The organism is Paenibacillus sp. LHD-117 (genome assembly GCF_030929555.1).
GTDB lineage: Bacteria > Bacillota > Bacilli > Paenibacillales > Paenibacillaceae > Pristimantibacillus.
Genome location: NZ_JAVFVT010000021.1, coordinates 1 through 23486 on the forward strand (window position 1 = coordinate 1; position 23486 = coordinate 23486).

22 protein-coding genes and 5 tRNA genes are annotated in these 23486 nt (G+C 54.3%); 7 read left to right on the top strand and 20 right to left on the bottom strand.

Translation table 11 applies throughout. The features are described 5' to 3' along the window. Positions 1-146 precede the first annotated feature (146 nt). The 8 genes from RB620_RS17090 to RB620_RS17125 form a co-directional block, all read right to left on the bottom strand. Positions 147-1076 carry an SPFH domain-containing protein gene (locus tag RB620_RS17090; RefSeq protein ID WP_308096293.1) on the bottom strand — a complete coding sequence of 310 codons (930 nt, stop codon included), beginning with the start codon at positions 1074-1076 and terminating at the stop codon, positions 147-149. A gap of 3 nt (positions 1077-1079) precedes the next feature. After that, positions 1080-1508 (bottom strand): NfeD family protein, encoded by a 429-nt coding sequence (locus RB620_RS17095; protein ID WP_308096295.1) that lies wholly within the window; start codon positions 1506-1508, stop codon positions 1080-1082. A 198-nt stretch (positions 1509-1706) separates the two neighbouring features. Further along, positions 1707-1792: transfer RNA gene (locus RB620_RS17100), tRNA-Leu, on the bottom strand. Positions 1793-1848: 56 nt separating this feature from the next. Further along, a tRNA-Lys gene (locus RB620_RS17105) sits at positions 1849-1924 on the bottom strand. Between the two features lie 49 nt (positions 1925-1973). Continuing rightward, a tRNA-Glu gene (locus RB620_RS17110) sits at positions 1974-2048 on the bottom strand. Positions 2049-2226: 178 nt separating this feature from the next. Continuing rightward, positions 2227-2317 (bottom strand) — tRNA-Ser (locus RB620_RS17115). Positions 2318-2323: 6 nt separating this feature from the next. Continuing rightward, a tRNA-Asn gene (locus tag RB620_RS17120) sits at positions 2324-2399 on the bottom strand. 34 nt (positions 2400-2433) lie between these two features. Next, positions 2434-2913, bottom strand: coding sequence for a SprT family protein (locus RB620_RS17125; protein ID WP_308096296.1), 480 nt, complete (start codon positions 2911-2913; stop codon positions 2434-2436). 104 nt (positions 2914-3017) lie between these two features. On the opposite strand from RB620_RS17125, the gene RB620_RS17130 reads away from it, so the two are divergent. Both RB620_RS17130 and cmpA read left to right on the top strand, forming a co-directional pair. Then, on the top strand, positions 3018-3380 hold the full coding sequence (locus tag RB620_RS17130; RefSeq protein WP_308096297.1) for a hydrolase/acyltransferase: 363 nt from the start codon (positions 3018-3020) through the stop codon (positions 3378-3380). Between the two features lie 156 nt (positions 3381-3536). Beyond that, positions 3537-3680 carry a cortex morphogenetic protein CmpA gene (cmpA, locus tag RB620_RS17135; RefSeq protein WP_308096299.1) on the top strand — a complete coding sequence of 48 codons (144 nt, stop codon included), beginning with the start codon at positions 3537-3539 and terminating at the stop codon, positions 3678-3680. A gap of 102 nt (positions 3681-3782) precedes the next feature. Here cmpA and RB620_RS17140 read toward each other — a convergent pair whose 3' ends face one another. The 5 genes from RB620_RS17140 to RB620_RS17160 all read right to left on the bottom strand — a co-directional run bounded on the left by RB620_RS17140 (position 3783) and on the right by RB620_RS17160 (position 8928). Beyond that, entirely contained in the window at positions 3783-4466 is a 684-nt protein-coding gene (locus tag RB620_RS17140; RefSeq protein ID WP_308096300.1) for a nitroreductase family protein, read from the bottom strand. 246 nt (positions 4467-4712) lie between these two features. Then, positions 4713-6932, bottom strand: a complete 2220-nt coding sequence (locus tag RB620_RS17145) for a Tex family protein (RefSeq protein ID WP_308096475.1) — start codon at positions 6930-6932, stop codon at positions 4713-4715. Between the two features lie 135 nt (positions 6933-7067). Next, on the bottom strand, positions 7068-7709 hold the full coding sequence (locus tag RB620_RS17150; protein ID WP_308096302.1) for an MBL fold metallo-hydrolase: 642 nt from the start codon (positions 7707-7709) through the stop codon (positions 7068-7070). A 3-nt stretch (positions 7710-7712) separates the two neighbouring features. Then, positions 7713-8279, bottom strand: a complete 567-nt coding sequence (locus tag RB620_RS17155; protein ID WP_308096303.1) for a thioredoxin family protein — start codon at positions 8277-8279, stop codon at positions 7713-7715. A gap of 40 nt (positions 8280-8319) precedes the next feature. Further along, complete coding sequence (locus tag RB620_RS17160; RefSeq protein ID WP_308096305.1) at positions 8320-8928, bottom strand: DedA family protein; 609 nt, start codon at positions 8926-8928, stop codon at positions 8320-8322. A 142-nt stretch (positions 8929-9070) separates the two neighbouring features. Between RB620_RS17160 and RB620_RS17165 the strand changes: the two genes are divergently transcribed. Beyond that, complete coding sequence (locus RB620_RS17165) at positions 9071-9382, top strand: dehydrogenase (protein WP_308096306.1); 312 nt, start codon at positions 9071-9073, stop codon at positions 9380-9382. A gap of 131 nt (positions 9383-9513) precedes the next feature. On the opposite strand, the gene RB620_RS17170 is transcribed toward RB620_RS17165, so the two are convergent. The 3 genes from RB620_RS17170 to cls all read right to left on the bottom strand — a co-directional run bounded on the left by RB620_RS17170 (position 9514) and on the right by cls (position 11430). Beyond that, complete coding sequence (locus tag RB620_RS17170) at positions 9514-9696, bottom strand: H-type small acid-soluble spore protein (RefSeq protein ID WP_308096308.1); 183 nt, start codon at positions 9694-9696, stop codon at positions 9514-9516. Between the two features lie 3 nt (positions 9697-9699). Further along, positions 9700-9903, bottom strand: coding sequence for a hypothetical protein (locus tag RB620_RS17175; RefSeq protein ID WP_308096309.1), 204 nt, complete (start codon positions 9901-9903; stop codon positions 9700-9702). Between the two features lie 84 nt (positions 9904-9987). Further along, positions 9988-11430 (bottom strand): cardiolipin synthase, encoded by a 1443-nt coding sequence (gene cls, locus RB620_RS17180; protein ID WP_308096311.1) that lies wholly within the window; start codon positions 11428-11430, stop codon positions 9988-9990. Between the two features lie 243 nt (positions 11431-11673). Here cls and RB620_RS17185 point away from each other — a divergent pair, with 243 nt between their 5' ends. Together RB620_RS17185 and RB620_RS17190 are read left to right on the top strand one after the other, a co-directional pair. Next, positions 11674-12705, top strand: a complete 1032-nt coding sequence (locus RB620_RS17185; protein ID WP_308096313.1) for a peptidoglycan DD-metalloendopeptidase family protein — start codon at positions 11674-11676, stop codon at positions 12703-12705. Positions 12706-12768: 63 nt separating this feature from the next. Further along, entirely contained in the window at positions 12769-13215 is a 447-nt protein-coding gene (locus RB620_RS17190; RefSeq protein WP_308096314.1) for a bactofilin family protein, read from the top strand. 94 nt (positions 13216-13309) lie between these two features. Here RB620_RS17190 and RB620_RS17195 read toward each other — a convergent pair whose 3' ends face one another. The 3 genes from RB620_RS17195 to gltB all read right to left on the bottom strand — a co-directional run bounded on the left by RB620_RS17195 (position 13310) and on the right by gltB (position 19817). Next, positions 13310-14107, bottom strand: a complete 798-nt coding sequence (locus RB620_RS17195) for an ABC transporter permease (protein ID WP_308096316.1) — start codon at positions 14105-14107, stop codon at positions 13310-13312. Beyond that, positions 14100-15038, bottom strand: a complete 939-nt coding sequence (locus RB620_RS17200; protein WP_308096317.1) for an ABC transporter ATP-binding protein — start codon at positions 15036-15038, stop codon at positions 14100-14102. Before RB620_RS17200 ends, RB620_RS17195 begins: the two co-directional genes overlap by 8 nt. A gap of 174 nt (positions 15039-15212) precedes the next feature. Next, complete coding sequence (gene gltB / locus RB620_RS17205; protein WP_308096319.1) at positions 15213-19817, bottom strand: glutamate synthase large subunit; 4605 nt, start codon at positions 19815-19817, stop codon at positions 15213-15215. Positions 19818-20462: 645 nt separating this feature from the next. On the opposite strand from gltB, the gene RB620_RS17210 reads away from it, so the two are divergent. Next, positions 20463-21794, top strand: a complete 1332-nt coding sequence (locus tag RB620_RS17210; RefSeq protein WP_308096320.1) for an SGNH/GDSL hydrolase family protein — start codon at positions 20463-20465, stop codon at positions 21792-21794. Here RB620_RS17210 and kapB read toward each other — a convergent pair whose 3' ends face one another. Beyond that, positions 21795-22187, bottom strand: a complete 393-nt coding sequence (kapB, locus tag RB620_RS17215; RefSeq protein ID WP_308096322.1) for a sporulation phosphorelay system protein KapB — start codon at positions 22185-22187, stop codon at positions 21795-21797. It lies immediately after the preceding gene. A 156-nt stretch (positions 22188-22343) separates the two neighbouring features. Between kapB and RB620_RS17220 the strand changes: the two genes are divergently transcribed. Further along, positions 22344-23459, top strand: a complete 1116-nt coding sequence (locus tag RB620_RS17220; protein ID WP_308096324.1) for an MGDG synthase family glycosyltransferase — start codon at positions 22344-22346, stop codon at positions 23457-23459. Positions 23460-23486: the final 27 nt, after the last annotated feature.

Genomic DNA, 23486 nt, shown 5'->3' on the forward strand with positions numbered 1-23486 from the left:
CGTATACTGTTGAAACGTTTGTCCCTTTTTAGCCATACAAAAATCCCCTCCAAGTTCACTCGTTCCTTATGATAACATAAGGTTTTTTTCAGAGTGTCTACTTAAAGGGGATAATATCACTCATCCATCCGCCTGCGGTTTTTCTTCTATTTTTTGTTTTCTTTCAGCATCTCCCCGATGGCTCCGATGCTCCCTAACGTCTCGACCGCTCTCGTCGGAATGAACACCTTGTTGGCCGGTCCCTTCGCGATTTCGCCGAGTGCCTCCAAGGATCGGTAGGTGAGTACCTGTTCATCCAGACCAGCCGCGCGCAGCATCTCGATCCGGCTCTTCTCGGCTTCCGCGATCGATTGAATCGCCTTCGCTTCACCCATCGCTTCGAGCTCCTGCGCTTGTCGCTGACCTTCCGCTTGGCGGATGCGCGCTTCCTTCTCACCCTCGGCCTTCAAAATTTTACTCTGTTTGTCGCCTTCCGCGCGCAAAATCATGTCCTGCTTCGCGGCTTCCGCTTCCAGGACCATCGCCCGCTTGCTGCGCTCCGCCTTCATCTGTTTGTCCATCGCATCCTGGATATCGGCCGGAGGCTGAATATCGATGACTTCTACGCGCTCGATCCGAACGCCCCACTTCTCCGTCGCTTCGTCCAGCGCGACGCGAATATCGGTCGATATCTTCTCGCGGCCGGACAACGTCTCGTCCAGCTCCATCTTGCCGATGATCTGCCGCATCGTGGCCGTACTGATGTTGCGAACCCCGTATACGTAGTCGGAAATTCCGTAAGTCGCCTGCTCCGGTCCCGTTACTTGGTAGAAAATGATCGTATCGATTTTCACTTGAACGTTGTCCTTCGTAATGACCGTCTGCGGCGGCACGTTCGCCTGTTGAATGCGCAGATCATGATACGTGCGTACATGGTCGATGATCGGAATCAGAATATTAATGCCCGGCGTTAGCAGCCGGCTGAATTTGCCGAGCCGCTCGACAACTCCGACCCTCTGCTGAGGAATAATTTTTACCGATAGAGCAATGAATACAACGGCTAATACGATGACGACGATCGTTACTGCGTAACCCATGTTTTAACCTCCCCATTTGTTCACGTGCAAAAACGCGCTTCCTCTGTTAACGACGATGACCGTCTCGCCTTTGCCGATCGTTTCATCCGCATTCGCGCTCCAAGTCTCGCTTCCTACCTTTACGATACCCGGATGGTCGATGCCGATCTCTTCCACTACCGTACCGCGCATGCCGATCAAGTCATCCGGCGAATCCTTGAAGCCTCGCGCCGCATGGAACCGTCTTGTCAGCGGCTTCGTGAAAATCGTCAGCACGAGGGCTACAATACAGCCGACGATCACTTGCACCAATACCGCGTCGGGGAAAAAGACATCCACCGCCGCAGCCGCAAGCGCGCCGATCCCCAGCCAAAGCAAATAAAAAGTTAACGTCAGCATTTCCACGACGATCAAGAGCCCCGCCACGATGAGCCAAATCAACCACCAATCCATCCCATCACCTACCCTTTCGAATAAATCTATTCGTCGCATCCGGTCGCAAGACCTGCTTGGCATGAGAAGTTCTGTCGAATGATGGATACTCACTACCAAGATGTTTTTATGTATAATTATTTACGGGATCGACGCGTTCATGTTCCAAGAAAAATAAAAAAGCCCTTGCAGCGCAAGGACTTGTCGTGTTTAAAGTTATGGTGCGGTAGAGAGGACTCGAACCTCCACGGGCGTACGCCCACTACCCCCTCAAGATAGCGTGTCTGCCATTCCACCACTACCGCACATAATTAATGATTACCGACCCCTGCATGCCAGCGTCTTCGAGGGATGAAGAAACTGGTGAGCCATGAAGGACTCGAACCTTCGACACCCTGATTAAAAGTCAGGTGCTCTACCAACTGAGCTAATGGCTCTCATGAACGGAAACGACTCCACACAAGAGCTGCTTCGCAAAGAGGTTTGTGGTGACCCGTAGGGGATTCGAACCCCTGTTACCTCCGTGAAAGGGAGGTGTCTTAACCCCTTGACCAACGGGCCACATGTTGCAATTTCGTAATGCTTCGCTTTTTGGCGACAAGAATGATTGTATCATCTCGTCCGTCATATTGCAAGCATTTTTTTCGACCTAATCATTCCGGCACTCGTCGGGCAAAATAAAAAGACCGATATTCGTTCGGCCTCCCGTGTACTAGCGATGAGTCCTTCGAAAATATGGTGGCGGAGAAGGAGGGATTCGAACCCTCGCACCACTTACGCAGTCTAACCCCTTAGCAGAGGGTCCCCTTGAGCCACTTGGGTACTTCTCCATGAACTGGCTCCCCGAACAGGACTCGAACCTGTGACAACTCGATTAACAGTCGAGTGCTCTACCGACTGAGCTATCAGGGAACAACAAAAATTGAAAGTGACAAGTAATAATTTATCATGGCGTATTCGCGTTGTCAAGCGCTATCATTTTTAATTTTCCTCTACAGCGTCCGCAGGCGTAACGGGCCGGATCCAATTTTCTTTTGCGCATATACTCCATCCCGCAGCTCCCGCAAACAAGCTTGTAACGGAATGGGGCCGCTTGTCGAATCTTCCGCTCGGGAAGCGACTGACAATACCTGGAGCCTCCCACATGGGCCAGCAACGTTTTGAAATCCGCGTCCCGATGGCGGTACCCCCGCTTCATGATATGCAGGTGATAATGGCAGAGCTCGTGTTTGATGATCCGCTCCGTCTCCTCGGCTCCGTACGCCGCAAGCTGATGCGGGCTGATCTCGATATTGTGCGACTTCGTAAAATAGCGCCCTCCGGTCGCCTTCAATCGCCCGTTAAACGTCGCCTCGTGCTTGAACGGCCTGCCGAAGCTTTCGAGCGATACGCGCTCCACCCAGCACTGCAGCGTATCGTTGTCCATGGCCATGCCCTCCTTCACTACTTGAATTTTAACGCGCCGATAGGCTACACTGTCAAGTAGGTATGATCTACGCATCAACTGACCGAGGGGAGATCACGGAACTTATGGCTACTATGCGATATGTACTAATGAAACAGGAACACACGATCAGCTTCGTCGAAATGCCGGCATCGCACGCTTACCAGCTAAGCGCGCTGAACTTGCGCCTACATAAAGAAATCGATAAACTGACCGCAGACAAGGTGCCCGTATTGCCTTACGCGGTCGCGGAATGCGATCACCTGGACCTCCACGATACGTCCATTACGATCGTATCCGGGCTCGATTACTTGAACGCCTTAGAGAAGGACTTCGCCGGCGTTCAGGAGAAGTCGTACCCACTCATCTCATTGCTCACGGAAATCCGCGCGCTTCAAGCCCAACTGGAGCAATGGTACGAGGAATACGAAGAAGAGCAGCTCGGGTAATAGAACCGGATTTTGCGTGAATGCTCTTGCTCCTCATGCGTAATAGCTTCCCTTCCCTGTCCCCGTGCATGGAATTCGTTTGGACCTGCACGGATATTCGCCTATCGCCATATGGTAGTAGAACAACAGGTGAGGCCCGGGAGGAGGACGATGCGTATGCCGCAGTGGCTGTGCAACCAACTGATGCGCGCATTTCAACAGAAGGACCGCAGGCAGATTAAGCTGCTGAACGATTGCTGGTATTTCTACCGAACGAAACAGGGACATAAGGGACATGAAAGCGGAACGGTAATCCAATAATTGATCGACTCAACCCTATATTGCACACATGCAAACCCGGCTGCTCGCGCTTGCGAACAGCCGGGTTTATTCGTCGTGCGAGCTTATTGGTTCGGGAGGAAATTATTCCATCTTGCCGTTGTAAGAGACGATTCGATCGATCGGCAGACGAGTCGTCGGATGGCCTTGAGCCGCAGCCTTGCCGATCGGAAGCATCAGCGTCGGCAGGTAACGGTCGGAGATGCCAAGCAGCTCCTTCGCCTGGTCGCGGTTGTAGCCGCCCATCGGGACGGTATCGTAGCCTTTGGCGCGCGCGGTCAGCATCAATTGCATCGCAACGAGGCCTGTGTCGAAAGCTACAAGCTCGCGCAGGCGGTCAGCCGGCATAGAAGCGTACATCTTGGAGTAGTTCGCGACCATATTCGTTTTCACTTCTTCTGTCATGAAGCCTGCTTCGACGGCTCCGGCATAGATCTCTTCCGCGCGCGTGTACATTTCCAGGTCCGCCATTACGATAATAACGGCCGATGCTTCGGCCACTTGGCTTTGGTTGAAGGCAATCGGAACGAGCTTCTGCTTCAGCTCCTCGTCCGTCACGACCATGAAGCGCCATGGCTGCATGTTCGCCGACGACGGCGCTTTTGTCGCAATCGTCAGGATCTCGTGAAGTTCATCCTCGGAAATTTTCACGCTGCTGTCGTATTTGCGTACGGAACGCCGGTCGCCTACAACTTGGAAAAAAGGTACTTCGTCTTGGCCTGCAAAAGTCGTCTGTACATTTACTTTGGAATCAATCAATTGTGTCATGGTTTCTTCCTCCTCATATCTCTATAACTGTAATAATATTAAGTACAGTATAGTTCCTCCGCGCACAATTGTCAATTAACTAACTTCTGGTTACCAAGTTATTTTTATTACACTGATTTCTACCGGCCATCCGCATCGGAACGATCCGATTCGTACGGTGTGGCGGGGCACCCGATCCAAACGTAATAAAGCCTGCCCTTTCGCGTCGACTCGCGACGCTACGGACAGGCTTTTTTGATTTAATCATTAATCCGGTTTGCGCATCGTCAGGCCGACGCGTCCTTTTTTCAGATCGACGCTTAGCACCCAGACCGTGACCGTGTCGCCAACGGAGACAACATCCATCGGATGCTTCACGAACTTGTCGCTGAGCTGGGAAATATGAACCAGCCCGTCGTTCTTGATGCCGATATCGACGAACGCCCCAAAATCGATAACGTTGCGAACGGTGCCTTGAAGCTCCATGCCCGCCGTCAAATCCTCGATTTGGAGCACATCCGTATGGAAGATCGGCGGCGGGAGCTCCTCGCGCGGATCGCGTCCCGGCCGCAGGAGGCTGTCCACGATGTCTCGCAGTGTTGGCACGCCCACTTCAAGCTTTGCGGCCAGAGCGGCTGCGTCGACGTCCTGGAGCGCCCTTTTCACCTCATCGCTGCCGATCCCCTTCAGCTCGAGCTTAAGCTCACTGAACAGCTTGTCCACGACCGCGTACGACTCCGGATGGATCGGCGTACGGTCAAGCGGATTCGAGGCACCAGGAATGCGCAGGAATCCGATGCATTGCTCGTAGGACTTCGCCCCAAGCCTTGGCACCTTCTGAAGCTGAGACCGTTTCGAGAACCGGCCGATTTCCTCGCGGTATTTGACTATGTTTTTGGCGATTGTGCCGTTCACCCCCGCCACGTATGACAAGAGCGACGCGGAAGCCGTATTGACGTCTACGCCGACATGGTTAACGGCCGACTCCACGACGCCGCCAAGCGTCTCGTCAAGCCGCTTCTGGCTGACGTCGTGTTGATATTGGCCGACGCCGATCGCTTTCGGCTCGATCTTAACCAGCTCTGCAAGAGGATCCTGCAGTCTGCGGGCAATCGATACGGCGCTTCGTTCCGCTACGTCGAGCGACGGGAACTCTTCAGCCGCGAGCTTGGAAGCGGAGTAGACGCTCGCGCCCGCTTCGCTCACGATAATATAACGCAGCTCCGGACCTTCCGCGCTTTTCCGTTTGCCGATCAGCGATGCGATGAATTGTTCCGTCTCCCTCGATGCCGTGCCATTACCGATGACGATGAGTTCAACCTTGTACTTGTCGATGAATCCGTTGATCGTTCTCTCCGCTTCGGCTACCTTGTTGTTCGGCGGCGTCGGATACGTAACGGCAACCTCGAGAAGCTTGCCGGTGTCGTCAATGACCGCAAGCTTGCAGCCCGTCCGATAAGCCGGATCGACCCCCAGCACGACATGGCCGCGAACCGGCGGTTGAAGCAGCAGGTTTCTTAAATTCTCGGAGAAGATGGTGATGGCATGTTCTTCGGCCTTCTCCGTCAATTCGCCGCGCACCTCTCGTTCGATGGATGGGGCGATCAGCCGTTTGTACGCATCCTCGATGACCGTCCCGAGCAATGCCGCCACGGCTGCCGCCGTACCTCCTCGCAGTAGCTTTCGCCGCATATGCTCGTGAATGCGGTCGATAGGCGTGTCTAACGCGACGCGAAGCACTTCCTCGCGCTCTCCGCGGTTGATCGCGAGCACCCGATGCGGCGGCAGCTTCCTCACCGGCTCCTGGTAGTTGTAGTACATCTCATAAACGGATTCAGTATCCGCCTTCTTAACCTCCGAACGAAGCAGCGACTGGTCGAACGTAAATTTGCGGATCCATGAACGGATCGAAGCATCGTCCGCGATATTCTCGGCAATGATATCCATCGCGCCTTGCAAAGCATCCTCCGGCGTGTCGACTCCCTTGTCCGCATCGACATATCGGCTAGCAGCGGCCGCCGGATCCCCTTGGCGCGGCTGCGACCATATCCAATCCGCCAGCGGCTCCAACCCTTTCTCCTTCGCCACGCTCGCTCTCGTCTTGCGCTTCTGGCGGTACGGCCGGTACAAATCTTCTACCTCTTGCAGCTTCGTTGCCGCTTCGATCGACGACTTCAGCTCGGCCGTCAGCTTGCCCTGCTCGTTGATGAGACGGACAACCTCACGCTTCCGTTCTTCCAAGCCGCGCATGTACGACAGCTTCTCTTCGATGGACCTCAGCTCGTTCTCGTCCAGCTCGCCCGTCATTTCCTTCCTGTATCGGGCGATGAACGGAATCGTGTTGCCTTCGTCCAACAAGGAAACCGCCGATTTCACTTTGCTCGCAGGAATCGACAAAGTCGCCGCGATTGAAGCGATGATTCGTTTATTTTCCGTATCCCTCTGTTCATCCGTAAGCTTAGTCTTGCCGCCGCTTTGTTCTTCCAAAATCGTTTCCGCCGTCCGCTTCGTTAATTCCGCCACCTTCGCACGCACCGTCCTTCATATCGATAACGGGGCTGCCCCATGCCCGTGAGCGGCGATGTGACAGCCCCTGTATTTTCGTTACAATCCGAATTCGCCTTACCCCGTATACGGGTTGTTCGCCTTCTCGAAGCCGATCGTCGTGCGGCCGCCATGGCCGGGATAAACGATCACTTCCGGATTCAGCTTGTACAGCTTCGTCCGGATGGAGTCGTACAGATCGCGCTCCCGTCCACCGGGCAGATCCGTACGGCCGACGGACAGCTTGAACAACACGTCGCCCGAGAACAGATGGTTGCCACATAAGAAGCTAACGCTGCCCGGCGAATGTCCCGGCGTATGCATGACCGAAAAACGATGTCCGATCATCTCCAGCGTCTGGCCTTCCGCCAGCGCGAATTCGGCCGGGTCCGTCGACAACGGAGGCGTCACGTCCTGCCATCGCATGGAGCCGTTCTTGCGCGGATCCGTAAGCCAATCCGCTTCCATATCGTGAATATAGACCGGACATCCCGCGGCTTTACGAACTTCGTCCACTCCGCCCATATGGTCGAAATGAGCGTGCGTGAGCAGGATCGCTTCGACCTCCGTATCCGCAATCCGATCCAGCAGCCGTTTCGGATTCATGCCTGGATCGATGACGATGCCGCGCTCCCGCTCTCCGTCTTTTACCGTCAAGAGGTAACAGTTCGTTTGGATCGGACCGAGCGAGAACGTCTCGACTTTAAACTCGGCACCCATCGGTTAGAAGCTCTCCAATAATGCACGTAGCTCTTTGACGACTTCGGCCTGGTAGCCGGGTCCTTCGCCGTAACGAATCCCGATTTCTTTCCGGGTTGCCGCCAGGTTGTCCTGGTAATCGGCCGCCTCGCGGTCCGGGTTTGCCTGCTTGAACGCCACCATCGGCTCCTGGATGCGCTTCGGACGCGGTCCCCATTGCCCAAGCACCGCGCCGCCCGTATCCGCGAAGATCACGATCGGAATCGAGCGTCCGCCCATCGTCAGGAATTGATCCATCGTGTCCAAATGCTCTTCCATAATGAGCACCTCCGTCGGGATGCCCGTTACCTCGAGAGCGCCGAAGACGGCCGGCACGTTCCGCACGACGTCTCCGCACCAATCGGCCATCAGAATCAGGCAACGAAGATCGTCGCGGTTATTCATCGATTCGAACAACTCGCGATCCTCTTGGGAAGGCCAGCTGAATTGCTCCATCCATCCGATGAAAGTTTCCTTGTTCTTCGTCATCCCGTCCACGAATTGTTGGGGGCTAATTCCTTTCCCCAACTTCTCTGCCACGCTTTTGCTCATATGTATCCCTCTCTCCTTCGATGCTGTGCTTTTATTATACTTAAAATTTTCTAGCCCTGCGAATATAAAGGAAAAACACGATAAGTACAGCTATCGCGATCAGCGCGTAAACGATGTTCGAATAGACGTCCATGAACTCGACGATCTTGTTCCAATTGCCGCCGACGGCTGTGCCGACAGAGACAAGAATCGTGTTCCAAATCAGCGTGCCGATCGTCGTGAACAGCAGGAACGGAATCAGCTTCATCCCGGACATGCCGGCAGGCAACGAAATCAAGCTTCGAATGAGCGGCACCATCCGGCACAGCAGCACGGCCCAGTAGCCGTATTTGTCAAACCAGGCATCCGCCTTGCGCACGTCTTCCTTCTTTACGCGCAACACCCCGCCCCAGCGGTCGATAATGCGCTCCAGCCGCTCGACCCCGAGCCAACGCCCGATGACATATAAAATAATGGCTCCGATCAGCGAACCTAACGTCGCGATCGTAATGACGCCGAGCGGCGTCAGCTTCGTATACGTCGTCATGAAACCGCCGAAGGTCAAAATCACCTCGGATGGAATCGGCGGGAACAAGTTCTCTAACGCAATCATGAGCAAAATGCCCAGATACCCGTATTGCTCCATAAAATCGGTAATCCAGCTTTCCATCTTCACCCTCCGCCCTCGATTGTCGCGGACTGCCGACAAGCAGCGCCGCCTTTGTTATTCTATCATATCGGGCGAACGACCTTCCAGTGACCACCGATTCGGATCCCGCATATTTTATGAGGAAGAGAGGAGTCGGTACTTCATGAATAAGCACGACCAAAAACATTCGTCCGGCTTGCCTACCGCGCGAAAAATACGCAGAGCCTGCAGCACCGAGCTGTATCGTACGGTCAAGCGGCTTAAGGTTTACGTAGCGAAGGATAAGATCGAGCAGGCGGAAACGATCTATTTCAAGAAGGTCGTCCTCAACCTGCCCTGGATCGTCGAGCATAAAGATAATCGGAAAGCGCAATCCGACTGGTGGGATCAGAACGTCAGCGCCGAAATCGCCGAATTGTGGGAAGTAGACCGCGTCAAACTTTCCGAAGCGTTCCGGGAAGCATACGGCGGATAAATGCTGATGCTGGCTTTACATGCAAAAAAGCCCTTGAGCGTTCGGCGATGGCCAAACGCCCCATGGGCTTATTTCCATTTTAACATTCGCAAATTAATGCGACTTATTCCTTGCAGCGTCTCGAGATCGAGTCAGTTGCCCTCCTGGAGCCGATCGACGGAAACCGTCTGCGTATTCACAGGATTATTGCCGACCGTCACCGTCGCCATCCCGTTAGCTTCGTCCACATTCTCGATCCAAACGGGATCGCCCTCCAGCTTGACGCCGATCGTATCCTTCGATTCGTAAATTTGTTTGGCGCGCGTCGTATCCATCGTTTATTCCTTCCCTTCCCATTCGGAGGTCATCGTATCGGTCGTCGACTCAGCAATCAGACCGTTTTGCATCGAGACGTTGCCGCCGCCGAGCCCTTCGTTCACCATACGGTCGATATCCATATCGTAGGTTTCACGACCTTCATAATGCGGCTCGGCCGCTTGCGCTTGCAGGTTCTTTTCTTCCGCTTGGTTCTGTTCTGTCATCGCAGCTTCCCTCCTTAAAATGATGGCCCATAGCCCTGACCAAAATATGCCCGTTTCAGGCGTAAATCATGCAAGGGCGCTCGTTTATAGCAGCGGCGAGAGCAAATGGAGCACGCTTTCCTTCGCTTTTTGTTTTCTCGGGCGGTTCGCAAACTCTTCGGGATCGATGCGCTTGCTTTGGGCAAGGTCGTTCATGAAGTCCTCCGTGAGACGGCGAACCGGCTTTTCACCTTGGAGGAAGGCAAGCAGCTCGTAATTGCTGTACAAGCTGCGCATGTCCAAATTCGCGGTTCCAACGGATGCCAGCCGCCCATCCACGATAAGCACCTTAGCATGATTAAAACCTTTCCAGTACCTGTATATCTGCACGCCGGCGTCGAGCATGTCTTGTACATAGGAAAAAGTAGCGAGCAGAACCAGCTTCGAATCGCAGATACCGGGAATGATGAGCTTAACGTCGATGCCGCTCCTCGCAGCGATTCTTAGGCTGGCGGCGATCGAAGGATCGGGTATGAAATAGGGGGTTGTGGCATAAATCGTTTGCCTCGCCTCCGACATAGCCACGAACAACGCTTCTACGATCATCTGATCGTGAATGCCGGGTTTGCCCGGGACGAGAATTACTTGTTCGCTGTTGTCGCAACGATGCGCGGGGTAATAAGGGGACGGTCTGCCTTCCGACTCCTCCTGGATCCGCTCCTTCGTCGCCCGGAACCAATTGTCCATAAAGATAGACTGCAGCTGATGGACGCTGTCTCCTTCGAGTTTAAGATGCGTATCGCGCCAATAACCGAGGCGTTTGTCCAATCCCAAATATTCGTCCCCGATATTGATTCCGCCCTGAAAACCGACAAGGCCGTCGACAATGACGATTTTGCGATGGTTTCGAAAATTAAGCCTTCTCTTCAACAACGACTCGCCGGGCGGCGAGAAACAAGCGGTCTTGGCGCCGGAGCTGCGAAGCTGACGAATAAACGATTCCGACAAATGCAAGCTTCCGATCCCGTCGTACAGCACGCGGACTTGTACGCCGGCCTTCGCTTTTTTCGTGAGCTCATCCAGAAATCGATTCCCGATTCCGTCGTTTCGTATCGTATAGTAGTCCAAATGGATATGATGTTCGGCTTGCTCGATCGCCTTCAATATCGAATCGAACGTGTCTTCCCCGTCGGTCAGCACAGTGGTGCGGTTGCGGTTAGTGGCGGGGTAGGGAAGTCGAGCTTCTACCAGCGCGGTTAGACGATCGCCGAGAGATTCGATTCCAGACTCGTTTCCCTTGCGCGATTGCGCCTCGCGGCGCCTGTCCGATTCGCTTGCTTGCTCATCGATGAGACGCCTAGTCCGCACTCGAACAATCCTTCTCCCAAGAAGCCAATAAGCTGCGAATCCCAAGTAAGGGCACACCATCGCAACGAAAATCCAGGCTGCCAAATGCGACTGCCGCCGATGCTCAAGCAATAGGATGACCCCGATCTGAGCAACATAAGCCAAGAGCGCCGTGACGATGCACCACAACCAAACCTGCATGGAATGAATCCCCCCTTTCCCATACGTCTTAAACGAACTAACATTTAACCAACCGTCCGAATGCCGTACCGTTTATTGTTCCATGCGAATTGAAGGGTATACAAAAAAGCCGGCCGTCTTCTACCGGGGACGCTAGGCTTGCATCACTCGAATAAACTTTACTGGTATGTTTTATAGCTTCCGAGAATAAATAGTCATAGAACGTTCTGCATGACTATTACGCCGGCCGGAAGGAGTAAACCAGTGACACGAGCGCGGAAGCCAACATGGTCTTTTGTTGTGATGCGCGGCGCTGACAAGACGGTAAAGCAGTTCTCGGTTTCCAAGCGTTCGGTCGTAGCGGCGCCGATGGCAGCAGTGCTTGCGGTGTCGGGCTGCATCGCGGGCTTGCAGATAAAGGCTGCATACGAGCTGAAGCATTTGGAAGAGGAGCTGTCGAGCCAGTCGGCCCAATTCACACGAACGATTACCGGAATGGACGATGTCATTGCCGGGAAGGACGAAGCGATCGTCTCCTTGCAGCAAGAAATACTCGAATTGTCGCGACAAACGCAAGAAATGAAGAAGAAGATGCAGGAGCTGAACGAACTCGAGGCGAAGCTTAAGCTGTTTATCGAGAAATACGGCAGCTCCACACTCGATACGACGAGCTCGCCGAGTACGAAAAGCGGATCTGTCGTACGTACGTTATCCGCGTATTCCGATGCTCGGGGTAACGCCGTCTATTCGCCTGCCCCGCAGCATACGGCGCAGATCGCTTCGCTTGCCCAGCATACCTCTCTCGACCTGCAGGCGCTCAGTCTGATGGTCGACTCGATGGAGACGTCCATGGAGCAAACGCTTAAGCAAGCGCAGCAAAAACGGATGACCGTAGATGCCTTTCCGAACTTGTGGCCTACGCGCTCCAAACAGTTGACTTCCGGCTTTGGATACCGCCGCGACCCTTTTACGGGACGGGCAGCTTTCCATGCGGGAATCGATATCGACGGTAAAAGCGGCGACGCCGTATTCAGCGCCGCGGACGGCACGGTATCGGAAGTAGGTTACGACTCGCAGTTCGGTAACTACGTCATCATTAAGCACTTAGGTGATCTCCAGACCGCTTATATGCATCTCAAACAGATCGATGCCCGCGAGGGCGATCTTGTCGTGCGTGGCGAGAAGATCGGACAGCTTGGCTCAAGCGGCAGAAGTACGGGGCCTCACCTGCATTTTCAAATCATGCAGCGAAGCGAGCCTGTCAATCCGTTAAAGTACTTGGCTACTCGAAGCTAGCTCTTAGTACTGGATGCCGGACGCTTCTCCAATCACGGGTAAATGCCGAGGAGGTTAATGCTAATGTTTAAGGAGAACAAGCGCGTCATCGCTACGGATACGTTGATCGGGCAGGGTACGGTCATTGAAGGCAAACTTATGAGCGAAGCCAATCTTCGGATCGAAGGCGAATACCGCGGCGATATCGAATGCAAAGGCGATATCATTATCGGGGAGTGCGGTATCGTTCGCTCCAATATCGAAGCGCGCGACATTACGCTTGCGGGCAAGCTGTTCGGAGACGTCGTGACGAAGGGGCGACTCATCATTACGGGTTCGGGACAACTGACAGGCAACATTACGGCTCATTCGTTAATTATCCAAGAAGGCGGATTAATTAATGGCGGATGCCGGATGGAGCAAATTCCGGAAACCAAGCAGCGTCCAGCTGCCGAGACGGATCCGCCAGGCGCGTACAAAAACGATACCAAGAACAACGATGCCCGCGCCAAGTCTCGTCAAGCGGGATAACATACAAAAAGCCGTCCGTTACGCGCTCACGACTACGAGCGCACTTAAGGACGGCTTTCTTTTTGTGCGCGTGCACATAAGGCTATAAGGTGTGTTACGCCGACACATCACGCTTATTAAACACGTACCATGTCAGCGCGATGAATATGACATAATAGACGGCAAGCACGGCTAAAGAGAAACCTAACGTCATTCCTTCCCTCATCTGGAAGTCACCCAAATATTGCGCCAGATTCAAGTGAATAAACAGCACGTAGTCGATCCACTTATACTTCAGTCCGGATAACAGCATGACAAAGTTGTTAACGATGAGTAGCAGGAACAACGCCATCCCGATCGCAAGGCCGCTGCTTCTAAAAATCGTCGAGAGCATGAACGAGAGCGTAACCGTCACGACGGAAGTGATCAGCGTCAATCCGTAATACTTTAAAAGATAAACGAACGCATCGCTGCCGCTCTCCGCGGGAAGCGTTGAAATCGCAGGCGAGCCGTTCCCTACTCCAAAACAGAGCCAGTTCACGATTAGCGTGCTGAGGAATAGGATGACAGCCAGCAGCAAGGCAAAGAGCAGTACCGCTATGTACTTCGATAATAATATTTTGGATCGCGACCACGGTCTTATCAATAAAAGCTTGATGGTTCCCGACGTAAATTCTTCCGCTACGGCACCAGCCGCAACGATAACCGTGAAGATCGTGACAAGGAAAAACATGATGGAGGACTCCAGGAAAGCAACGTCCCACATCGATGTCTGCGCGCGTTCGCCGAAGGCAAGCCACATAACGGAAATAATGATCGATAAACCGATTAATATGCCGAGCATAACATAGGTCCGCACGCGGCGGTAAATTTTCATGTTCTCGTTCTGTACCAAGCTCAGAAAGTCACCCAATGCGTTCGCCTCCCGTCACTTCCAAAAATTGATCCTCGAGCGACTTCACGTCCTCCCGAATGCCATACACTTTGATTCCGGCATGAACCAACGCGGCATTTGCCGTCGCAATCTCTTCCTTGCCGCCATAGATGGCGATAGAACCCGCGCCAGCTCCTTGTCCGGCACCTGACAACTCCGCTGTCTGTCCCGACGCGGATAACGTCTGTACCGCTTCCTCCGGCTGATCTACCTCCATAACGACACGCCGCGCGCTTGCCGGTTGATCTCCGCCTTGAATCGTCCGGACGTCAATCAGCTTGCCATTCTGAATGATCGCGACGCGGTCGCACATAAGCTCCATCTCCGACAAGAGATGGCTCGACACGAAGATGGCGATTCCCTCATCCTTGGCCAGCTTGCGCAAATAATCGCGCAGCTCCCGGATGCCTGCGGGATCGAGGCCGTTCGTCGGTTCATCGAGAATAAGCAGCTTCGGTTTATGTAAAATAGCCTGGGCAACGCCGAGACGCTGCCTCATTCCAAGTGAGTACGTCTTCACCTTGTCGTAAATCCTGGCTTCCAATCCGACAAGCGACACGACCTCTTTGACGCGATGCGACGTCACGCCAGGCATCATGCGGGCATAATGAATCAAGTTCTGATAACCGGTCAAATATTTGTACATCTCCGGATTTTCGACGATGGCGCCAACATGCTTGACCGCCTTCTCGTATTCCTTCGCTATGCTGTGGCCATCAATCAGAATCTCGCCCGACGTAAGCGACATGAGCCCCACCATCATCCGGATGGTCGTCGTTTTGCCCGCGCCGTTCGGCCCCAAGAAGCCGAACACTTCGCCAAGCGGCAAGTCGAGCGTCAGCTTGTCGATTATCGTTCGTTTACCAATTCGCTTCGTGACGTCACGCAAGCGAACGATCGGTTCCCCCATTCGTTCATGCCTCCTTATTCTAAATGCATATTTATTGTAAGCTTCGTTCAGTTCCTTCAGTATATACGAAACAGGAAACGTTTGGTAGCGCCATGCAAGACGATGAATTTTACGAAAAAAACTCGCAGCGTCAGTCCGAAGACCCGCTGCGAGTTTGCATGTTAATCCGAATTTTTATTTGCCGCCTGCACGTGCAAGCTCGCGTTTGTTCGCTTCAAATGCCGCCAGAAGCGCATCTCCGCCCTGAAGACCGGTGTCTTCGGCTTTGCGAATCTGCTCGAGCATACGTTTGTAGTCTTTCGGAATGACCTTCACGAACTTATCAAGCGAAGCTTCCCAATCCGCAAGCACAGTCTCGCCAATCGCGCTGTCCGTGTAACGGACATGGCTCTCGATCAAGCCGCGAAGCTCCGCGATGTCCTGCTCTTCCGCAACGCGCTCGAGAAGCACCATCTCCAGGTTGCAGTTGTTGTAGAATTCGCCTTTCGCATCGTAGACGTACGCGACGCCGCCAGACATGCCGGCTCCGAAGTTGCGTCCCGTACCGCCAAGGATAACGACTCGGCCGCCTGTCATATATTCGCAGCCATGGTCGCCTACGCCCTCGACAACAACGTTTACGCCGCTGTTCCGAACCGCGAAGCGTTCGCCCGCGATGCCGCGGATGTATGCTTGGCCGCCGGTAGCACCATACAATGCCGTGTTGCCGGTGACGACGTTGTCCTCTGCCGCGAATGTCGCTTTCGGCGATGGAGCGACGATGATTTTGCCGCCGGATAAACCTTTGCCGAAATAGTCGTTCGTGTCGCCTTCGACAGACAACGTAATGCCTTTCGGCACGAACGCGCCAAAGCTTTGTCCGGCTGTTCCGACGAAGTGGTACCAGATCGTATCTTCAGGCAATCCATTGGCGCCGTAACGTCTCGTCACTTCGGATCCCAGAATCGTGCCGACTACGCGGTTCGTATTGAGAATCGGGAATGTCCCGCGCACACTCTCTCCGTTCTCAATCGCCGCCTTGGCGCTTGGAACAAGCTGCTGCACGTCGAGCGACAGCTCAAGACCATGGTTCTGCGATTGAACGTTGTAACGGTAAGCTCCTTCTTCCGTCTCGCCCTCGTAGAGGATGCCGGATAAATCGAGGCCCTTCGCCTTGTAGTGCTCGACAAGCTGCTTCGTCTCCAGACGGTCTACGCGTCCGACCATCTCTTCGATCGTGCGGAAACCAAGCTCGGCCATAATTTCGCGCATCTCTTCCGCGATGAAACGGAGGTAGTTGACAACATGGGACGGATCGCCCATGAACTTGGCCCGAAGCTCCGGATTCTGAGTCGCCACGCCAACCGGACAAGTGTCCAACTGACATACGCGCATCATAACGCATCCAAGAACGATGAGCGGAGCCGTGGAGAAGCCGTATTCCTCGGCGCCGAGCAGCGCCGCGATTGCAACGTCGCGGCCGTTCATCATTTTACCGTCCGTCTCGATGACGACGCGGTCGCGCAGCTTATTCAGCATGAGCGTCTGATGCGTTTCGGCAAGACCAAGCTCCCAAGGCAGTCCCGCATGGCGGATCGAGCCCATCGGCGAAGCGCCAGTGCCTCCGTCGAAGCCGCTGACCATGATCACGTCGGCGCGGCCTTTGGCAACGCCTGCCGCGATCGTGCCGACGCCTACCTCCGATACGAGCTTCACGTTAATGCGAGCGCGCGGGTTGGCGTTCTTCAGATCGTGAATCAACTCTGCCAGATCCTCGATGGAGTAAATATCGTGATGCGGCGGAGGCGAGATAAGGCCTACGCCAGGCGTCGAACCCCGAACTTCGGCAACCCAAGGATATACCTTCAGTCCTGGCAGCTGTCCGCCTTCGCCGGGCTTCGCGCCTTGCGCCATCTTGATTTGGATTTCGTCCGCGTTGACCAAGTAGTTGCTCGTGACGCCGAAGCGGCCCGACGCAACCTGCTTGATCGCACTGCGGCGTGAATCGCCGTTAGCGTCCGGAATGAAGCGCGCCGGATCTTCGCCGCCTTCGCCCGTATTGGACTTGCCGCCCAAGCGGTTCATCGCGATCGCAAGACTTTCATGCGCTTCCTTGCTGATCGAGCCGAAGGACATCGCGCCGGTCTTGAACCGCTTCACAATGGACTCGACGGACTCGACTTCCTCGATCGAAACGGACACTCCGCCCTTCTTGAAGTCCAGCAGCGAACGCAGCGTCAGATGTTTGCGGTTCTCGCCTTGTACGAGCGCGGAGAACTTCTTGTACAACTTGTAGTCGTTCGCGCGTGATGCTATCTGCAGCGTATGGATCGTCTGCGGTGTGAACAGATGGTCCTCGCCGTCCTTGCGCCACTGGTAGTCGCCGCCGGAATCCAATTCCTTCTCGGAGCCTTCTTGTTCCGCGAAAGCGCGGTTATGATGCTTCAGCGTCTCTTCCGCGATCACGTCGAGGCCGATGCCACCGATACGGGACGGCGTCCACGTAAAGTATTCGTTAATGACGTCTTCGCGAAGGCCGAGCGCCTCGAAGATTTGGGCGCCGCGGTATGACTGGATCGTCGAGATGCCCATTTTGGACAGAACCTTCACGACGCCTTTGGTCGCGCCTTTAATAAAGTTCTTCACCGCTTTGTCATGCGACACGCCTCTCAGCATGCCTTGGCGGATCATGTCGTCCAGCGATTCGAACGCCAGGTACGGGTTCACAGCGTTGACGCCGTAACCGAGAAGCAACGCGAAGTGATGCACTTCGCGCGGCTCGCCGGATTCGAGCAGAATCGCAACCTTCGTCCGTGTGCCTTGGCGAATCAAATGGTGATGCAGAGCGGATACGGCAAGCACCGCCGGTATCGCTGCATTCTCCTTGTCGACGCCGCGGTCTGACAGAATGAGCATATTATGGCCTTTGCCGATGACGCGATCCGCCGCTTCGCACAACGTCTTCAGCGCGGAACGCAATCCTTCTTCGCCTTCGCTCGCAGTGAAGAAAATCGGCAGCGTAATCGATTTGAAGCCCGGGCGGCGCACATGGCGCAGCTTGGCGAATTGTTCGTTGGACAGAATCGGCGTGTCGAGCTTAATATGGCGGCAGCTCTCCGGCTCCGGGTTCAGCAGGTTGCGCTCCGGTCCGATCGTCGTTCCCGTCGACGTGATGATTTCTTCGCGAATCGCGTCGATCGGCGGGTTCGTAACTTGCGCGAACAGCTGCTTGAAATAGTTGTAAAGACGCTGCGGACGTTCCGACAATACGGCAAGCGGAGCGTCGTAGCCCATGGAAGCGATCGGCTCTTGGCCGCTGCCCGCCATCGGCTCCAGCACTTTGCGGATATCCTCGAACGTGTAACCGAATGCCTGTTGGCGCTGCTGAACCGTATCGTGGCTTGGCTCCGGCACTTCCGGCGCTTCCGGCAGGTCATCCAGGTTAACGAGATGCTCGTCGAGCCATTCGCGGTACGGATGCTCCGACGCGATCGCGGCTTTCACTTCCTCGTCCGAAATGATGCGGCCTTGCTCCGTATCGACGAGCAGCATGCGGCCAGGGCGCAGACGGTCCTTGTACAGGATGTCTTCGGCCGGAATCTCGACGACGCCGGCTTCGGAGCCGAGGATGATATGATCGTCCTTCGTTACGTAATAACGGGCAGGACGCAAGCCGTTGCGGTCAAGCACTGCGCCGATCTGCGTGCCATCGGTGAAGCCCATGGCGGCAGGTCCGTCCCATGGCTCCATCAGCGTGCTGTGGTATTCGTAGAACGCCTTGCGGTCGTCGCTCATGCTTTCGTGTCCCGACCACGGCTCCGGCACCATCATCATCGCGACATGAGGCAAGGAACGGCCGGACAGGTGCAGGAACTCCAGCGTGTTGTCGAACATCGCCGTATCCGATCCATCCGGATTGATGATCGGCTTGATCTTCTCGAGATCGTCACCGAACAGCTCGGACGCGAACAGCGTCTGACGGGCATGCATCCAGTTCACGTTGCCGCGAAGCGTATTGATCTCGCCGTTGTGGATCAGGTAATGGAACGGATGCGCCCGCTCCCAGCTCGGGAACGTATTCGTACTAAAACGGGAATGCACTAAAGCCATAGCAGACACGACAGTCTCGTCGTTCAATTCCAAGTAGAACGAACGTACTTGCTCCGTTGTCAACATGCCTTTGTAGACGATCTTCTTGGACGAAAGGCTGGAGAAATAGAACATGTTGCCTCCGTCTTTGCCCGCGTATCGGATCACGAGCTCCGCACGTTTGCGGATTACGTACAGTTTGCGCTCGAACGCCAGCGTCTCCTTCAGATCGGCGTTCTTGCCGATGAACAGCTGACGGACGTACGGCTTAACGGCCAGCGCGGATGCGCCCAGCTTCTCGTCGTTTGTCGGAACCGTGCGCCAGCCGATCAGCGACTGGTTCTCTTCGGCGATAATGCTCTCGACTTCGCGCTCGATGGCGGCGCGAGCGGTCTCGTCATGCGGCATAAAGATCATGCCTACGGCGTATTCGCCTTCCTGTGGAAGCGAGATGCCTTGTTTCTCAAGCTCGGCGGAGAAAAACGCGTGAGGAATCTGAAGCAGGATACCTGCCCCGTCACCCGTGTTCGGTTCGCTTCCCTGGCCGCCGCGATGCTCCATGTTCTCGAGCAGATGCAGCGCCTGGCGAATGACCTTATGCGATTTAACCCCCTTGATGCTGGCTACGAAGCCCATTCCGCACGCGTCTTTCTCGAACTGCGGATCATATAGTCCTTGCTTAGGCGGCAATCCCAAAATATTTTCTTTCATTGTAGTCTGCAACCTCTCTATCAGAAGATTTTTGGGTAAGCAATAAAAATTCCAAGCGAACGAATGATGTCGATTTCTGGCTGCGTTAAGCGCGTTTCGCGTTGAAATGTAAGAACCTTCCCCGCATTTCGGCGAATCGGACTCTCAGAGTGGAAAATAACCCGGCTTGATCACTTAATTGGCTTCATTTTTGGCTTGGATTATCATAGAATGGTAGGGGACGAGGCTCATCCGCCTGCTCCTTGCCATTCACTTGCCATACCGTTGCTAAGCGATTATTATATGATTTTAACATCAGGGCAAATCGGAATCAATTTAATATTTTTTATTACCACAATAGAAATATTCAGTTACGATTCTGGCGTGGCAAGATTCCGACAAGGTTCGGCGGGAGCGACACGAGTTCGACTAGAGTGGTGAAGCTTTAGTTTTAGTGCAAGTTCAAAAAGTCCGCTTTTCAGCACCGAGAAAATTGAATGAAGCTAGGAAATGAGGAGCGGAGCGTAGTGGAGCTACGTGAGCACCGGAAGTTCCGGCTGAATTCAAGTTTCGATGTCGAATAAGCTACCCGATATTCTTCGTGATCAAAAGTGGACTTTTTGAACAACCTCTTTTAGACCATTTTATCAAAAGGGCGTGTAGAGATTGTATAGTAAATTCAGGAATTCGCTGAGGAAGACGGCGAGCGGCGCCTTGGCCGTGGCCATGCTGCTCTCGGCAGGCACGGCGTTCGCCGAACCGGACGCGGCGGCAGCAGACGCAACCGGCAGTACATATGACATCGTGGTGATAGGCGACTCGCTGGCCGCGGGCTACCAGAAAGGCTTCACGGAACAATCCGTTCCGTACGGTTATGCCGAGCATGTATTCGAGCAAGCGCTGTTCCAGGGTCTTCGGGCCGAATACAGCAATTACGGCGTGATCGGGCTCAGAACCGAGGGGCTGGCCAAATGGCTGCAGGCTTCCATCGAGGGGTTGGAAGTTACGGAGTCGGACATTCAAGCCAATCTGCCGGATCCGAGGGCGGAAGACATGCTCGCGGACTTGACCGGCACGCTTGCGCACGATATTCGCGATGCGGAAACAGTACTTATCTCGATCGGCGGGAACGACTTCCTCGGTCTCGTGAACGAGCTGGGGATGGATACGAACATCGGCGCACTGCCGGAAAACGAGAAGGCGGCACTTCAATCGGAGCTTGATTTGCTGATCGACAATTACGAAACGAAACTGGACGGCGTCCTGGAGATGATCGGCAAGCTGCAACCGAACGCCGAAGTGGTGATCGCAAATCAATACTTGCCACTTCCTTTCATGAAGATCAAGGGCGAGATTACCTATTTAAAGGTAGCTGGGTCCACAGCGTTATTCCTGAAGGATGGCCAGACGCAGTTGAATGCAAGGTTAAGCGAGCTTGCGAAGGCTCACGGCGACAAAGGGCTTTCGATCAAAATCAGCGACGCCGCCTCCGCGATCGAGAAAAGCATCCTCACGCTGACATCGATCTCCGACGGCGACATTCATCCGACGGCCGACGGATATGCCGCGCTGGGCAAAGCTTATGCCGAGCAGCTATGGGGCGAATACAAATCGGTGAAGCCGCGTGTGGCGGGCGTACCGATATCGGTCGTCGTGAATGGCAAGGAAATCATTTCGAAATATGCTCCCGTTATTAAGAAAGACCGGACTTTCCTAGCCGTCCGGGATATTACGGACGCGATGGGGGCCGACCTCAAGTGGAACGCGGCGACGTCGACAGCGAGCATTACGCTGGATGGACGCACCGTCGATATTACGGTCGGAGCCAAGACGATCCGAGTGAATGGCAAGACCGTACCGCTTAATGCGGAGCCTGCTTACCTGCAGCAATTCGCCGGCGAGAAGAAGACGTATCTGCCTCTTGCCGCTTTATCGGAAGGCTTGGGTTTCCAAGTAGAATACCGCCACGAACAAAAAATCGCATTCATTAACTCGTAATTATAATTTATATTCTTTCTCCAACTGGCGAATCGATTCAAGCGCCTTGGCCGTCCAGCGGTTCAATCGGTCGAGCGACTGGATCGATGACGTTACCGCCGCTCTCAACGACTCGGTATAATTCGGCACTTCGCCCGCGTAAGGCTGTAAATCCCGAATCAGAACCGTCGTTTTCTCCGTATAACTTAACGCGCGGCGTTCATGGAACATGGCGACATCCGGGTTGTAGGGCTGATGAAGATCCCCCTGCTCCGGATGTGCCAGCACTGCCAGCACTTTCACTAGTGCGCGTGGACCGTTCAGCTCCATCAGCTCGGCCACGTAACGCCCGGAACGGACCTCCGCTTGCACGATATCTCCAGCCTGATAGTCCATTGCTTCTTTGCTTATCATATCGGTATCCTCCATTAATTAAGTACTTCCGTCTACATCGGATGTTTACAATTTCTTATATGGTAAAATAACCTTAAATTATTATCAAGCTTCATAGATATGCTTGTATTAACCTAACACGCGAAGTAATATGGAAATAGAAAAGTAGGTGAGGATATGCGAAAGAAGAGAGTGCTTCTGCTTTCGGAAGGGTTTGGCTCCGGCCATACGCAAGCAGCATACGCGCTCGCTGTGGGACTTAAGCAGCTATGCCCTAGCGTCTCCGCCAGGGTAATCGAACTAGGGAAATTTCTTAATCCCGTCATAGGTCCATGGATCGTATCTGCCTATCGCAAGACAGTAAGCAGCCAGCCGAAGATGGTCGGGCTCATGTACCGAAGCAACTATAAAAAGCCGACGAACCGCTTCACTCAGCTTGCTCTGCATCGCATGTTCTATACGCAGACCTCCCAAGTTATCGCACAGCTTAAGCCTGACTTGATCATATGCACGCATCCCGTCCCGAACACCGTCGTGGCGAGATTGAAGCGACTCGGACTCGATATGCCTTTATATACGCTGATTACGGACTATGACGCCCACGGCTCGTGGGTGAGCCAGGAAGTCAACCAGTATTTGGTTTCGACGCAGCAGGTGAAGCAGCGTTTGGTGGACAAAGGGGTCGATCCTGAGCGCGTCAACGTGACCGGTATTCCCGTCCATCCGAATTTCTGGAAGCATACCAACCGCGAAGAGGTTCGCCGGCAATTCGAGCTGCGCGACATGCCCACCGCGCTGGTCATGGGCGGCGGTTGGGGCATTTTGTACGAAGACAGCGCCCTCTCTTACATGACCAAGTGGCGCGAATCCACGCAGCTCATCTTCTGCGTCGGCTCCAACGAGAAGATGAAGGAGAAGATGCTTGCCGACCCGATGTTCCAGCATCCCAACATCCGGATCATGGGGTTCACTCGGGAAGTAAGCAAACTTATGGACGCCGCAGACCTGCTCGTGACCAAACCCGGCGGCATGACATGCACCGAGGGAATGAGCAAAGCGCTGCCGATGCTGTTTTACGAGCCGATTCCCGGCCAGGAAGAAGAAAATTGCGAGTACTTTATCAACAACGGGTTCGGGGAGATGCTCGATTCGAACGATACGGTCGACCGATGGTTCAAGCTCATTCACGACGCCGAGCGGTCTAGCCGGTTCCGCGAGCTGCTTCTGAAGAAACGCGACGAGCAATACGACGCGATGAAATGCCCGAATGCCGTTCTGCAATTGATGCAGTGACGGCTTTATTTTTCCTGTCGTGTGGGC

Excerpts from the sequence above, each read along its gene's own strand:
- RB620_RS17090 (WP_308096293.1), bottom strand. The coding sequence starts at position 1,076 with ATGGGTTACGCAGTAACGATCGTCGTCATCGTATTAGCCGTTGTATTC.
- RB620_RS17095 (WP_308096295.1), bottom strand. The coding sequence starts at position 1,508 with ATGGATTGGTGGTTGATTTGGCTCATCGTGGCGGGGCTCTTGATCGTC.
- RB620_RS17125 (WP_308096296.1), bottom strand. The coding sequence starts at position 2,913 with ATGGACAACGATACGCTGCAGTGCTGGGTGGAGCGCGTATCGCTCGAA.
- RB620_RS17130 (WP_308096297.1), top strand. The coding sequence starts at position 3,018 with ATGGCTACTATGCGATATGTACTAATGAAACAGGAACACACGATCAGC.
- cmpA (WP_308096299.1), top strand. The coding sequence starts at position 3,537 with ATGCCGCAGTGGCTGTGCAACCAACTGATGCGCGCATTTCAACAGAAG.
- RB620_RS17140 (WP_308096300.1), bottom strand. The coding sequence starts at position 4,466 with ATGACACAATTGATTGATTCCAAAGTAAATGTACAGACGACTTTTGCA.
- RB620_RS17150 (WP_308096302.1), bottom strand. The coding sequence starts at position 7,709 with ATGGGTGCCGAGTTTAAAGTCGAGACGTTCTCGCTCGGTCCGATCCAA.
- RB620_RS17155 (WP_308096303.1), bottom strand. The coding sequence starts at position 8,279 with ATGAGCAAAAGCGTGGCAGAGAAGTTGGGGAAAGGAATTAGCCCCCAA.
- RB620_RS17160 (WP_308096305.1), bottom strand. The coding sequence starts at position 8,928 with ATGGAAAGCTGGATTACCGATTTTATGGAGCAATACGGGTATCTGGGC.
- RB620_RS17165 (WP_308096306.1), top strand. The coding sequence starts at position 9,071 with ATGAATAAGCACGACCAAAAACATTCGTCCGGCTTGCCTACCGCGCGA.
- RB620_RS17170 (WP_308096308.1), bottom strand. The coding sequence starts at position 9,696 with ATGGATACGACGCGCGCCAAACAAATTTACGAATCGAAGGATACGATC.
- RB620_RS17175 (WP_308096309.1), bottom strand. The coding sequence starts at position 9,903 with ATGACAGAACAGAACCAAGCGGAAGAAAAGAACCTGCAAGCGCAAGCG.
- cls (WP_308096311.1), bottom strand. The coding sequence starts at position 11,430 with ATGCAGGTTTGGTTGTGGTGCATCGTCACGGCGCTCTTGGCTTATGTT.
- RB620_RS17190 (WP_308096314.1), top strand. The coding sequence starts at position 12,769 with ATGTTTAAGGAGAACAAGCGCGTCATCGCTACGGATACGTTGATCGGG.
- RB620_RS17200 (WP_308096317.1), bottom strand. The coding sequence starts at position 15,038 with ATGGGGGAACCGATCGTTCGCTTGCGTGACGTCACGAAGCGAATTGGT.
- gltB (WP_308096319.1), bottom strand. The coding sequence starts at position 19,817 with ATGAAAGAAAATATTTTGGGATTGCCGCCTAAGCAAGGACTATATGAT.
- kapB (WP_308096322.1), bottom strand. The coding sequence starts at position 22,187 with ATGATAAGCAAAGAAGCAATGGACTATCAGGCTGGAGATATCGTGCAA.
- RB620_RS17220 (WP_308096324.1), top strand. The coding sequence starts at position 22,344 with ATGCGAAAGAAGAGAGTGCTTCTGCTTTCGGAAGGGTTTGGCTCCGGC.